We start from the raw sequence: 12,756 nt of genomic DNA, 5'->3' as shown, positions 1-12,756 counted from the left end.
AGATCTCTGGTTGAGGTATTTCTGAACGGACCGGCACAGCTCTCTCTGCCACTTTATCTCCCTGACGACGAAACTTTCGCGAGTTTCTGGCCGGGTGATAACCCCTCTTTACTGGCTGCACTGCAAAACGTGCTGCGCCAGGAACACAGCGGATACATCTATATCTGGTCACGCGAAGGCGCGGGACGCAGCCACCTGCTGCATGCCGCCTGTGCGGAGCTTTCTGCGCGCGGTGACGCGGTAGGCTACGTGCCGCTGGATAAACGCACCTGGTTTGTGCCTGAGGTGCTGGAGGGCATGGAACATCTCTCCCTGGTCTGCATTGATAATATCGAATGCGTGGCGGGGGACGAACCGTGGGAAATGGCGATCTTTAACCTCTACAACCGCATTCTGGAGTCGGGCAAAACCCGGCTGCTGATCACCGGCGATCGTCCGCCGCGCCAGCTCAATCTGGGGCTGCCGGATCTGGCCTCTCGTCTGGACTGGGGGCAAATCTACAAGCTGCAACCGCTGTCGGATGAAGACAAACTCCAGGCACTTCAGTTGCGCGCCAGACTGCGCGGATTTGAACTGCCGGAAGACGTAGGGCGCTTCCTGCTCAAGCGTCTGGATCGGGAGATGCGCACGCTCTTTGATACGCTCGATCAGCTCGATCGCGCCTCCATCACCGCCCAGCGCAAGCTGACCATTCCGTTTGTGAAAGATATTCTTAAGCTTTGAGTTTTTTGCCCGGTGGCGCTGCGCTTACCGGGCCTACGAAAACCCGTCATACCTTGCAGGCCGGGTAAGGCGCAGCCGCCACCCGGCTAAAGATCCCCCAACAAGTGCTCCACCAGCAGCGGAATCGGTCTTCCCGACGCCACGCTCCGTCCGTTTTCTCGCCACAGCGCCGTCCCGCTGATATCCAGATGCGCCCACGGAATAGTCGGCGGGCAGAAATGGTGCAGCAGCCACGCCGCCGAGGCGCTGATCGCCGCATTGTTGGTCGGCGTGTTGCACAGATCGGCAATCGCGCTGTCGGTTTGCTTTCTCAGCCTCGCATCCAGCGGCAGGGACCACACCTCGTCGCCGCTCCGTTTGCCCGCGAGCGTCAGTGCCTGACGCAACGGCTCATCCTGGGTCATCAGCCCGCTCAGCTCATACCCCAGCGCTTTCACCACCGCTCCGGTTAAGGTCGCCATATCAATAATATAATGCGCCTGCGGATGGCGCTGACTCGCCCAGGCGATAGCGTCTGCCAGCACCAGCCGGCCCTCGGCATCGGTGTTGTTGATTTCCACCGTAATGCCGTTGCAGGCTGTTGCCACCGTGCCGGGCTGCATGGCGTCGGGGCCGATGGCGTTTTCCGCCAGCGCCAGCACGCCCATGATGCGCACGGGTAATTTCAGCTCCGCAACGGTCAGCATCAGCCCGAGCACGTTAGCCGCGCCGCACATGTCATATTTCATGGTGTACATGCCCGCGCCTTCCTTCAGCCACAGGCCGCCGGTGTCAAAGGTAATGCCTTTTCCCACGTAGCAGCGCACCGGGCCATCAGACACGCCGTTATAGTGAATAGCCAGCAGGCGAGGCGGGCAGGTCGCCCCTTTGCCAACGGCGTGCAGTAGCCCCAGCCCCTGCTCAACAATTTGCTTTTCATCCAACACCTCGCAGCGCAGAGCAGGGCTGGCGGCACACAGTTTTTGCGCCTCTTCCACCACAAACTGCGGCGTACAGCGGTCGGATGGCATATCCGCCAGACGTCGTGCCGCAACCATGCCGAGCGCAATGGCCTGCTGCTGGCGGAAGGTCGTCTCCAGCTTCGCCTGCTGTTCCGGCAGGCAGAGGGCAGTGATGCAGGTAAGGCGCAGCGCTTCGTCCGTCTTCTTCAGCTTCAGGTCACTGAGCATGTGCGCCTGATTAAAGAGAAAACGCAGTACCTGCGCCAGCACCACATCGTCGATATCCGTCACGTCCAGCACGAGTTCGGCGCTGGCGGGGGCGGTAAGCAGCGGTCGCAGGGCCGTGATCAACCCTTCGGTCAGGGCGTCATGCCAGAGCGCATCCGGCAACAGAGTGATGCGGGCAAACGGCGCGCAGCCAAAGCGCGCGTCCGCGACGGTGCTCTGCTGGCGCATTTCAGCGATAAGAGCGCTATCCGGTAACAGGGAACTGTCAGCGCGCGCAATCAAATGGCTCTGCGGCTTCGCGTCTGAAAGTGCGTTGATAAACTGGTACGTGATCATCATAACTCCTCAATCGGTGCGCGGATCCGCGCGGCATAGGCCTGCATCCACTCCTCATCTACCGCGTGATAGTGCGTTTTCTCCCGCAGGCGTTCAGTACGGAAAACGGTGAGGGGCTGGCGAGCCGTCGCCACCACGAACGAGAAGGTTTTGATGTTGGTCGCGGCGCCAAATTCTCCTTTGCTGTTCATGCACACCACGGAGAGATCGCCCGCGCGACCGAAGCGCGACATCAGTTTGTCTTCCAGTTCGAACACGACCGAATCCGCCGCCTGCTGCGGCGTCATGCCTTGCGCCATCCGGCGAACGATTTCGTAGCTGGTACAGCCCTTCATCAGATCTTCACCGACGCCCGTGGCGGTGGCCGCGCCGGTTTCGCTGTCGCAGTAAAAGCCGGAGCCGATGATGGGTGAGTCACCGAGGCGACCGCGTTTTTTCATAAACAGGCCGCTGGTGGAAGTGGCGACGCTCATCGAGCCCTGTTTATCGAGGCCGATGATGCCGACGGTGTCATGTCCGTCGTAGGGGCTTAACCCCTTATCCAGCGTTTCGCGGCAGCGCTTACGGTAGTGTTGCATGGCGCGATCCGTGAGCATGGTTTTATCGGCAAAGCCCTGACTCAGCGCCCATTCGCGCGCGCCCTGGCCGACCAGCAGGCTGTTATAGCGCTGGCGGCTGAGCGCGTGCGCCACGCGCACTGGGTTGGCGATATCCACCAGATTCCCCACGGCGCCGAACGCCAGCGTGTCGCCGTCCATATAGGCCGCGTCCAGCTCTACCTCGCCGTTTTCGGTGGGCAGCCCGCCGTAGCCGACGGATTTATAAAACGGAAAGTCCTCGACGGCGGCGACGGCATCCACTACCGCCGCAGCTACAGGTTTGCCCGCAGCCAGGGCAGACGCGGATTCCGTTACCCCTTCAAGCGCCATTCGCCAGGTTGCGATAATTCCCCACATGCTTTACTCCTGTTTTGCAAGGGTGGTGTCGGTTTGCGTAACGCTGGCTATTTCCGCCGCGCGGTACTGTTTATCCAGGATACGCATGAAAGGCAGGTACAGCATGGCGCCAATCAGCAGGTTGATCAGCTGCATCACGCTGCCGCTCAGGTGCCCGGTGACAATAAAGCCGCTGATGACCGGCGGCAGCGTCCAGGGGATAAACACCCCGGTGGTGACGGCGACCGCACCAATTTTCATCGCCAAATACTGCACGGTGACCAGCACCAGCGGCACCAGATTGAACGGGATGAGCATGATTGGGTTCATGATCACCGGCAGGCCAAAGAGAATCGGTTCGTTGATGTTAAACACCGAGGCACCCGCACCGAGGCGCGCCACTTCGCGCATGTTTTTGCTGCGGGCGAAAATCAGCATCGCAATCACCAGCGACAGCGTGGCGCCCGCGCCGCCCATCCAGATCATGTCAAAAAACTGTTCGGTGATGATGTGCGGCGGCGTCGTTCCCGCCTGAATCGCGGCGATGTTGTCGGTCTGGTTCTCCATCCACAGCGGACGAATAATCCCGTTGATCATCGAACCTGAGTTAATGCCCACTGACCACAGAATGGTGATGCTGAATACGGTCATCAGCGCCCCGAAATAAGAGGTGCCGTAGTGGCGCACCGGGGTGGCAACCACTTCATAAATAAACTGGTGGATGGTGTGGTAGTGGGTGTTTTCAAAGATGATGCGGATAAGCAGCACCAGAATCATCACCAGCAGGGCCGGGATCAGGGCCGCGAACGACTCCTGCACCGCAGGAGGCACGCCGTCCGGCATTTCGATGACCAGCTTTTTGCGCTTCAGCCAGCAGAACAGTTCCGTCCACAGCAGGGAACCGATCATCGCCACGAACAGCCCTTTGCTGCCAATCCACTCCACCGGCATCACGGTAATGCCGCCGTTTTCCGCCACTTTGATAAAGGGCGTCAGGATCAGAAACGCGACCAGCGCCAGGATGCCGCAGGAGATGCGGTCCTCGCCATAATGCTCAGCCAGGCGGTAGGCCACCAGGAAGCTGATAAACAGCGACATGGTTGAGAACACCGCGTTAAACGGGATCTCTATAATCGCACTCCAGCTCTCACCAAAGGCCTGAGACATAAACTGCTGATAGGCCTGATTCGGGAAGGAGGAGATCACCAGCAGGATGGAGCCGACGATGATAAACGGCATGAATGAAACGTAGGCCCCACGAATGGCCCCAAGATGACGCTGCTGGGCCGTTTTCGCCGCCAGCGGCATCAGTTTTGCTTCAAGAAATCCCAGAACATTGTTCATTGTGAACTCCGTACAAGATTGAGAGGTGTTGTTTATGTTATGTCTGTGGATTATCAGTGAAGCGCGGCGAGCGAAAGGTGAAATCGGTCACAAAGCATTCGCTGCTCTGATATAAATCTCATAAGATTAGTTGCGGAGAGAGACGCGATGGAAATCAAACTGCATGCCAACGCCACCACCACACCGCGTATCCGTCGTTATCTTCAGCAGTCAGATAAAAGCGACAGAGAGCTTGCCGTTGAGTTGGGTATCTCGGTCACCACCGTCAGGCGCTGGCGCAACCGCGACCAGGTTTCGGATAACCACACCACGCCAAAAGTGATACATAAAGCGTTGAGACAAGAGCAGGCAGCACTGATAAATGCTCTGCGTGATATCACCGGTGCACCGCTGGATGAACTGCTGCTGCTGGTGAATGACGGACTCGGGATCGCCGTTTCCCGCGCGACCCTGAACCGCTACCTCAAACCGGCTTCGGTAAGACAAAAGGGGGCGTCGTTGCAGGGCAAAAAGGCGCTGAAGGCCGGTATCATGCCGCAGAAGCTACTTCTGCATCATCAGCCGCTATCGCTGCATATGGACGACGGTGGGGAGCAACACCTGCTCTGGGCGCGTGAACCCGTTAGCGGCTGGTGCTACGCCCGGCTTTATGCCGGTGTCTCGCCGCAGTTGCTGACCCGCTGGACGAACGAGGTGCTGGCTGCCTGTCCGGCTGATATTCAATCTGTTGAGACTTTTGGGCTGGCAGTGAACTTGCCGGAGCATAACGTCACCGTAAAAGTGCATTCACAGTATTATCTTGCCCTTCAGGCCACCGTGCCGTTACGTGAGATCATTCCGCGGGTGAACAGTGAACCGGCGGAAGCGCTGTTGATCCAACTGTGTGAGTTTTACAACCGGGGAAAAGCGCAGAAAAAGCTGGGAGAGCGTACGCCGCAGGCGTTTCTGGAAGCGCTGCGGCGTAACGATTAGACGATCCCGAGCACGTCTTCCGGCGGACGGCCGATACGCGCCTTGCCGTTCGCCACCACAATCGGGCGCTCAATCAGCTTTGGATTGTCGACCATCGCCTGAATCAGCCGATCTTCTGTGAGACTGGTATCGTTCAGATTAAGCGACTTATACAGATCTTCTTTCTGACGCATCAGGTCGCGTGCGCTGCCCATGTTAAGCATCTTCAGCAGCTGGCGGATCGTCTGCGCATCCGGCGGCGTCTCCAGATACAACACCACTTCCGGATCGATGCCGTTAGACTTCAGCAGATTCAGCGTCTCGCGGCTCTTGGAGCAGCGAGGGTTATGGTAAATTTTTACCGCGTCTGTCATGACTTCTCCTTTATTACATCTTCTCGTACGGCTTAAAGCGTTGTTGCAGGCCGCGCAGCTGGTCGATTCGCGCATCGTAGCGGGCCTGTTGCAGGCTGCCAAGCTTCACCTGTGAGCTGGCGCTGCTCAACAGGGAAATGGCCTGATCGAGGCGACCTGCCAGCGCCAGGCCTTCCGCACGCGCGGCCAGCTCCTGATCGCGGTTACCCAGTTGCCCCTGGGCCTGGGCGAGCAGTTCCCAGCCGTTCTGGTCATCTTTATTGTTAAAGGTGTAGCGGTTCAGAATGGTCACCGCCTCGCCGGGCTGGCCGCCCTGTAGGTAGGCGTTCGCCAGGTTAAGCTGCAATACCGGATTGTTGCGAATGTCTTTCGCCCCTTTCAGACGATTGATCGCATCGGTCGCTTTTTTCTGCCCCAGATCGATATCGGTGGCGAGGTCAAGATACCATGGATTGTCAGGCGCCGACGCCAGCAGCGGCTGTAGCGCTTTACGCGCTTCATCGTACTTGCTGGCCTCCATCGCCTGGAGCGCCTGACCATACTGCGCCGCGTTTTTCTCGCGCACGTTGCCTTTCGCCAGCGCGTCCAGCAGATCGCTGGTGAGCTGATTACGTCCGGAGTTGTACATGCCAAGCGTTCTCACTTTGGCCATGTAGAAATCCTGCGAAGACTGCACCACGACCGGACGCATCTGGTTGGCACGGTTACGGGCATCCGAGAGTCGGCTTTCCGGCAGCGGGTGGGTCAACAGAATTTCAGGCGGGCGCGACGAGTAGCGTGCCTGGTCGAGCAGTTTTTCCAGGAAGCTCGGCATGGCCTGCGGGTCAAAGCCGGAACGCTGTAAAACCTGAATGCCGATGCGGTCTGCTTCCTGCTCGTTCTGCTGGGTAAAACTGATCATCCCCTGACGCGTCCCCGCCAGCGTCCCGGTAAGCGCCGCCATCCCGGCCTGCGGGCTGGCCATCGCCAGCAAAATGGAACCCAGCGCGCCCACCCAGGTCAGGGGGGCGTTACGCTTCTGATCTTCCATCGCACGCGCCAGATGGCGCTGGGTGACGTGCGAAATTTCGTGCGCCATGACGGACGCCAGCTGGCTTTCGTTATCGGAATAACGGAACAGCGCCGAATGCAGCACCACGTTCCCGCCAAAGAAGGCGAAGGCGTTGATTTCGTCGTTATTGATTAAATAGAAATGGAAGGGCGTTTTTACCGAGTCGGCGTGCGCCACCAGCCGCATCCCCAGACCGTTGATGTACTGCACCAGCAAAGGGTCGTTAATCAGCGGAGCACTGCCGCGCAGCTGGCGTACGTAATAATCACCCATCTGCATCTCCTGCCCGATGGAGAGCGTGCTTCCTGCCGTGGTGCCCATGTCCGGCAATGAATCGGACGAGTCAGCGAAAGCGGGCAACACCTGACCCACCGTCACGGCGGCAATCAGTGTCGCAACCAGTGTTTTTCTCAACTGCCTGAACATAACCACTGTCCTGTATTTTGGATGTGCTAATTTGACCGATGAACCCGCATAACGTTCATCTCCGCTGCTCTGCGAGTGTAGCCGTGTTAAGAGATGAAGAAAATCCCATTCATCAGGGTTTTGCGAAACCTGACAGTGAAACAAAAAGGAAAGTCTTTTTTGTGACAGTTAGATACAATTCACCGTCTCACTCCCGCCATTCGATTCAGGGAAGGGTTGTATGCTCGAAATGTTAATGCAGTGGTATCGGCGTCGGTTTAGCGACCCGGAAGCCATTGCTTTGCTGGTCATTCTGGTTGCCGGATTCGGTATCCTGTTCTTCTTTAGTGGCCTGCTGGCACCGCTACTGGTGGCGATTGTACTGGCGTATCTGCTGGAGTGGCCCACCGCGCGTCTGGAACATATCGGCTGTTCCCGCCGCTGGGCGACCAGCATTGTCCTGGTGCTGTTTGTCGGCATTCTGCTGCTGATGTCCTTCGTGGTGATGCCCATCGCCTGGCAACAGGGGATCTACCTGATCCGTGATATGCCCGGCATGCTGAATAAACTGTCTGATTTTGCCGCCACGCTGCCGCGCCGCTATCCTGCGCTGATGGACGCCGGAATCATCGATGCGATGGCCGAAAACATGCGCGCCCGCATCATGACCATGGGTGATTCGGTGGTGAAATACTCTCTGGCCTCGCTGGTGGGGTTGCTGACGCTGGCGGTTTACCTTGTTCTCGTGCCGCTAATGGTGTTTTTCCTGGTCAAAGATAAAGAGCAGATGCTGAACGCGGTGCGCCGCGTGCTGCCGCGCAATCGCGGTCTCGCCGGTCAGGTCTGGCAGGAGATGAACCAGCAGATCACCAACTACATTCGCGGCAAAGTGCTGGAGATGATTGTGGTGGGCGTGGCGACCTGGATTGGCTTCGTGATCTTCGGGCTGAACTACTCGTTGCTGCTGGCGGTGCTGGTCGGATTCTCGGTTCTGATCCCGTATATCGGCGCGTTTGTGGTGACCATTCCGGTTGTGGGGGTGGCGCTGTTCCAGTTTGGTCTGGGTACGGAGTTCTGGAGCTGTTTCGCCGTATACCTGATTATTCAGGGACTGGACGGAAATCTGCTGGTACCGGTGCTGTTCTCAGAAGCCGTTAACCTGCATCCGCTGGTGATTATCCTGTCAGTGGTGATTTTCGGCGGGCTGTGGGGATTCTGGGGGGTATTCTTCGCCATTCCGCTGGCGACGCTGATTAAAGCCGTGGTCCACGCGTGGCCGGATGTGCCGGCGGTGGAAGATAAGTAGATTTAGTGCGGGCTGATGACCTCACCCCAACCCTCTCCCACGGGGAGAGGGGGGCAAACACTAAAAACGGTAGCATGCGCTACCGTTTTGCATATACCTTGTAGGCCGGGTAAGCGCAGCGCCACCCGGCACTAAAATGATCACGCGTTCTCTTTCAGCCACTTCAACACCACGTCGTGGTGGTTGCTGGTTTTGAAATCATCAAACACGTGCTCAACTTTACCGTCAGCGCCAATCAGGAAGCTGATACGGTGAATACCGTCGTACGTTTTGCCCATAAAGGACTTCTCACCCCAGACGCCAAACTGCTCGCAAACCTGGTGGTCTTCATCGGAAAGCAGCGTGAAGTTCAGCAGCTCTTTTTCCGCAAAACGTGACAGCTTCTCTGGCTTATCGGTGCTGATGCCCAGCACTTCCACACCGACCTTTTTCAACTCATCCATGTTGTCGCGTAGACCGCAGGCCTGTACGGTACAGCCCGGGGTCATGGCTTTCGGGTAGAAATAGACCAGAACACGCTGTCCCTGGAAGTCGGTCAAATTTACTTGCTCGCCGTCTTGATCCGGTAAGCTAAATTTCGGTGCGATATCACCGGCTTTCAGTGGGTTCATTACTCAACTCCATCCTGTTCGTGCTGCGAATAATCGACGACGCTTATACTGCCTTGCGCGTGTAATTCTGTACAGAGGGCTTTGAACGCTTGCTCGATATTTGACGCATCCTGCGAGGCAGGGCTGTGTGCGGTAATTTGAATAAACAGCGTCGGGATTGCGTTTTCATCGCCCGGCTGCGTGCGGGAAACCAGTTCGGCAATGTTCATCTGATGGCTGTCAAACAGCGCCGTAAAACGTTCAATCAGATGAGGTGAATCAGGCACTTCAACCTGTACCCAGACCGTGGCAGGCAGAGCCGGACGCGGGCGCGCGGTGGTGCGCTTCATCACAATCAGTAAATCCAGCTCTGCGCCTTTCAGCGGCAGGGTAGATTCGATGAGGGTAATGGCATTCCATGTTCCGGAAAGCAGCATGATGAACGTGAACTCTTCGCCAAGCATAGCCAGCCGGCTGTCTTCGATGTTGCAGCCGCAGCTGCTCACGTGGCGAGTGATGGTATTCACGATACCCGGCCTGTCAGCACCCAGCGCAGTGATAACCAGGTAATGTTGTGATGAGGTTGTCAAACCTGTTCTTCCTTTGCGTGGTTAAGTCTTCCTAAGGAAAGCATAAAAAAAACATGCATACAACCGCCTGAGAGCCTCAGGTCGCTTGCTTTTATTACAGTTCCAAACGTAACATTGAGGCTCTTGTTCGCACAGAGGATGGCTCATGTTCACGGGAAGTATTGTCGCGCTTGTTACACCGATGGATGAAAAAGGTAATGTCTGCCGGTCAAGCATGAAGAAGCTCATTGATTACCATGTCGCCAATGGAACCTCGGCGATCGTTTCGGTAGGGACTACCGGTGAATCCGCTACGCTGAGCCACGAAGAGCACGGCGACGTTGTGATGCTGACCCTGGAACTGGCGGACGGGCGTATTCCGGTCATCGCGGGGACGGGCGCAAACGCAACCGCAGAAGCTATCAGTCTGACCCAACGTTTTAACGACAGCGGCATTGTCGGCTGTCTGACGGTGACCCCTTATTACAACCGTCCTACTCAGGAAGGTTTGTTCCAGCATTTCAAAGCCATCGCTGAACATACTGACTTGCCACAAATTCTGTATAATGTGCCGTCCCGTACCGGTTGCGATATGCTGCCGGAAACCGTTGGCCGTCTCTCGAAAGTAAAAAATATTATCGGGATTAAAGAGGCGACAGGGAACTTAAGCCGCGTTCATCAGATCAAAGAGCTGGTTTCAGACGACTTTATCCTGTTGAGCGGTGATGATGCGACCGCGCTGGACTTTATGCAGCTCGGTGGTAACGGCGTGATTTCCGTGACGGCGAACGTGGCGGCGCGCGATATGGCTGACATGTGCAAACTGGCCGCAGCCGGTCACTTTGATGAAGCTCGCGTGATTAATCAGCGTCTGATGCCGTTGCACAATAAATTATTTGTCGAACCCAATCCGATCCCAGTGAAATGGGCATGTAAGGAGTTGGGGCTTGTAGCAACCGACACGCTGCGTCTGCCAATGACACCGATTACCGACCACGGTCGTGAAATTGTCGCTGGCGCGCTGAAGCATGCCGGTTTGCTGTAAAGTTTAGGGAGATTTGATGGCTTATTCAGTACAGAAGTCGCGCCTGGCGAAGGTTGCGGGTGTTTCGCTTGTTATGCTCCTCGCTGCCTGTAGTTCAGACTCGCGCTACAAGCGCCAGGTGAGCGGTGATGAATCCTATCTGGATGCGCCGCCGCTTGCTGAACTTCACGCGCCTGCCGGCATGATCCTGCCGATCCAGAACGGTGATTATAATATTCCGGTTACCAACGGCAGCGGCCTGGTGGGTAAAGCGCTCGATATTCGTCCGCCAGCTCAGCCTCTGGCGCTCGTGAGCGGCGCGCGCACGCAGTTCACCGGTGATACAGCTTCTCTGCTGGTGGAAAGCGCACGCGGTACAACGCTGTGGCCGCAGGTTGTAAGCGTCATTCAGTCGAAAAACTATACGATTGATAAACGCGACGACGCCAGCCAAGCTTTAACCACCGACTGGATTGAGTGGAACCGTCTCGATGAAGACCAGCAGTACCGTGGTCGTTATCAAGTCTCCGTTAAGCCGCAGGGTTATCAGCAGGCGGTTACCGTTAAGCTGTTGAATCTTGAGCAGGCAGGTAAACCGGTTGCCGATCCGTCCGCCATGCAGCGCTACAGCACTGAAATGCTGAACGTGATTGCAGCGGGTCTGGATAAGAACGCTACCGATGCCGCAAACGCCGCGCAGAACCGTAACGGCTCAACCTTTGACGTGCAGAGCGGTGCAGACGATACCGGTCTGCCGATGCTGGTGGTGCGTGCGCCGTTTAACCAGACCTGGCAGCGTCTGCCAGCAACGCTTGAAAAAGTGGGCATGAAGGTGACTGACAGCACCCGTTCAACGGGCAGTATCACAGCGACCTATAAGCCGCTGTCTGATAGCGCCTGGCAGGAGTTGGGGGCAAGCGATCCACAGCTGCCTTCCGGTGACTACAAAATCCAGGTCGGCGACCTCGATAACCGCAGCAGCCTGCAATTTATCGATCCGAAAGGACACACGCTGACCCAGGCGCAGAACGATGCGCTGGTCGCTGCCTTCCAGGCCGCATTCAGCAAATAATAGTGAGGGCTGGTTAATCCAGCCCTTTTTATTTTCGTGCTACGCAAACGTGTGCGTGGCATAATATGGCCAGTTTTGAATACAAATCATCACACCAGGAGTAATGAAGATGCAGAAGCAAGCTGAGTTGTATCGTGGCAAAGCGAAAACCGTATACAGCACGGAAAACCCGGATCTGTTGGTGCTCGAATTCCGCAATGATACGTCAGCAGGAGACGGCGCACGCATTGAGAAGTTCGATCGTAAGGGCATGGTGAATAACAAGTTCAACCACTTCATTATGACCAAACTGGCCGAAGCCGGTATCCCGACTCAGATGGAAGCGTTGTTGTCCGATACGGAATGTCTGGTAAAAAAACTGGATATGGTGCCGGTTGAGTGCGTGATCCGTAACCGTGCCGCAGGCTCCCTGGTGAAGCGTCTGGGCATTGAAGAAGGTATCGAACTGAATCCACCGCTGTTCGATCTGTTCCTGAAAAACGACGCCATGCATGACCCGATGGTCAACGAATCCTACTGTGAAACCTTCGGCTGGGTAAGCAAAGAGAACCTGGCGCGCATGCAGGAACTGACCTACAAAGCCAACGACGTGCTGAAAAAGCTGTTTGATGACGCGGGCCTGATCCTGGTCGACTTCAAGCTGGAGTTCGGTCTGTACAAAGGCGAAGTGGTGCTGGGCGACGAATTCTCTCCGGACGGCAGCCGCCTGTGGGACAAAGAGACGCTGGATAAAATGGACAAAGACCGTTTCCGCCAGAGTCTGGGTGGCGTGGTCGAAGCGTACGAAGCGGTTGCTCACCGTTTAGGCGTTAAGCTCGACTAAACTGCGCATTTGCCAAAGGATGTGGGCATCCTTTGGCGTCTTATCCTTGTTTACTATGGTAATCCTTTCATTAACCGCCTACGA

13 protein-coding genes are annotated in these 12,756 nt (G+C 56.7%); 6 read left to right on the top strand and 7 right to left on the bottom strand.

The window, feature by feature from the left end:
* Positions 1 to 21: 21 nt before the first annotated feature.
* Complete coding sequence (locus tag SK47_RS15450) at positions 22 to 723, top strand: DnaA inactivator Hda (RefSeq protein WP_211482948.1); 702 nt, start codon at positions 22 to 24, stop codon at positions 721 to 723.
* A gap of 86 nt (positions 724 to 809) precedes the next feature.
* On the opposite strand, the gene SK47_RS15445 is transcribed toward SK47_RS15450, so the two are convergent.
* From SK47_RS15445 to celB, 3 genes are read right to left on the bottom strand one after another with little or no spacing between them, the layout of a single operon-like run.
* Positions 810 to 2,228, bottom strand: a complete 1,419-nt coding sequence (locus SK47_RS15445; protein ID WP_045337239.1) for a leucyl aminopeptidase family protein — start codon at positions 2,226 to 2,228, stop codon at positions 810 to 812.
* On the bottom strand, positions 2,228 to 3,184 hold the full coding sequence (locus SK47_RS15440) for a N(4)-(beta-N-acetylglucosaminyl)-L-asparaginase (protein ID WP_045330458.1): 957 nt from the start codon (positions 3,182 to 3,184) through the stop codon (positions 2,228 to 2,230). Before SK47_RS15440 ends, SK47_RS15445 begins: the two co-directional genes overlap by 1 nt.
* A gap of 3 nt (positions 3,185 to 3,187) precedes the next feature.
* On the bottom strand, positions 3,188 to 4,507 hold the full coding sequence (celB, locus tag SK47_RS15435; protein ID WP_048244618.1) for a PTS cellobiose transporter subunit IIC: 1,320 nt from the start codon (positions 4,505 to 4,507) through the stop codon (positions 3,188 to 3,190).
* Positions 4,508 to 4,654: 147 nt separating this feature from the next.
* On the opposite strand from celB, the gene SK47_RS15430 reads away from it, so the two are divergent.
* Positions 4,655 to 5,479, top strand: a complete 825-nt coding sequence (locus SK47_RS15430; protein WP_023314633.1) for a hypothetical protein — start codon at positions 4,655 to 4,657, stop codon at positions 5,477 to 5,479.
* Here SK47_RS15430 and arsC read toward each other — a convergent pair.
* Positions 5,476 to 5,832 carry an arsenate reductase (glutaredoxin) gene (gene arsC / locus SK47_RS15425; protein WP_003860549.1) on the bottom strand — a complete coding sequence of 119 codons (357 nt, stop codon included), beginning with the start codon at positions 5,830 to 5,832 and terminating at the stop codon, positions 5,476 to 5,478. The two genes, SK47_RS15430 and arsC, sit on opposite strands and share 4 nt — an antisense overlap.
* Before the next feature lie 13 nt (positions 5,833 to 5,845).
* Positions 5,846 to 7,309 carry a beta-barrel assembly-enhancing protease gene (gene bepA / locus SK47_RS15420; protein WP_003860547.1) on the bottom strand — a complete coding sequence of 488 codons (1,464 nt, stop codon included), beginning with the start codon at positions 7,307 to 7,309 and terminating at the stop codon, positions 5,846 to 5,848.
* Positions 7,310 to 7,529: 220 nt separating this feature from the next.
* Here bepA and SK47_RS15415 point away from each other — a divergent pair, with 220 nt between their 5' ends.
* Positions 7,530 to 8,594, top strand: a complete 1,065-nt coding sequence (locus tag SK47_RS15415; RefSeq protein WP_023314631.1) for an AI-2E family transporter — start codon at positions 7,530 to 7,532, stop codon at positions 8,592 to 8,594.
* A gap of 140 nt (positions 8,595 to 8,734) precedes the next feature.
* On the opposite strand, the gene bcp is transcribed toward SK47_RS15415, so the two are convergent.
* Both bcp and SK47_RS15405 read right to left on the bottom strand, forming a co-directional pair.
* Positions 8,735 to 9,205, bottom strand: coding sequence for a thioredoxin-dependent thiol peroxidase (bcp, locus tag SK47_RS15410; RefSeq protein WP_023314630.1), 471 nt, complete (start codon positions 9,203 to 9,205; stop codon positions 8,735 to 8,737).
* On the bottom strand, positions 9,205 to 9,774 hold the full coding sequence (locus SK47_RS15405; protein WP_000213743.1) for a glycine cleavage system transcriptional repressor: 570 nt from the start codon (positions 9,772 to 9,774) through the stop codon (positions 9,205 to 9,207). Before SK47_RS15405 ends, bcp begins: the two co-directional genes overlap by 1 nt.
* Positions 9,775 to 9,919: 145 nt before the next feature.
* On the opposite strand from SK47_RS15405, the gene dapA reads away from it, so the two are divergent.
* From dapA to purC, 3 genes are all read left to right on the top strand, one after another.
* On the top strand, positions 9,920 to 10,798 hold the full coding sequence (gene dapA, locus SK47_RS15400; RefSeq protein ID WP_003860542.1) for a 4-hydroxy-tetrahydrodipicolinate synthase: 879 nt from the start codon (positions 9,920 to 9,922) through the stop codon (positions 10,796 to 10,798).
* Between the two features lie 16 nt (positions 10,799 to 10,814).
* Positions 10,815 to 11,849: an outer membrane protein assembly factor BamC gene (bamC, locus tag SK47_RS15395; protein WP_003860539.1), complete on the top strand. Its 1,035-nt coding sequence runs from the start codon at positions 10,815 to 10,817 to the stop codon at positions 11,847 to 11,849.
* 109 nt (positions 11,850 to 11,958) lie between these two features.
* Positions 11,959 to 12,672, top strand: a complete 714-nt coding sequence (purC, locus tag SK47_RS15390; protein WP_003860538.1) for a phosphoribosylaminoimidazolesuccinocarboxamide synthase — start codon at positions 11,959 to 11,961, stop codon at positions 12,670 to 12,672.
* Positions 12,673 to 12,756: the final 84 nt, after the last annotated feature.

The organism is Enterobacter sp. BWH52, assembly GCF_001037565.1.
Classification (GTDB): Bacteria; Pseudomonadota; Gammaproteobacteria; order Enterobacterales; family Enterobacteriaceae; genus Enterobacter; species Enterobacter hormaechei_C.
Note: the sequence above shows the minus strand (reverse complement) of the source record. Positions and strands in the feature narration are given on the sequence as shown.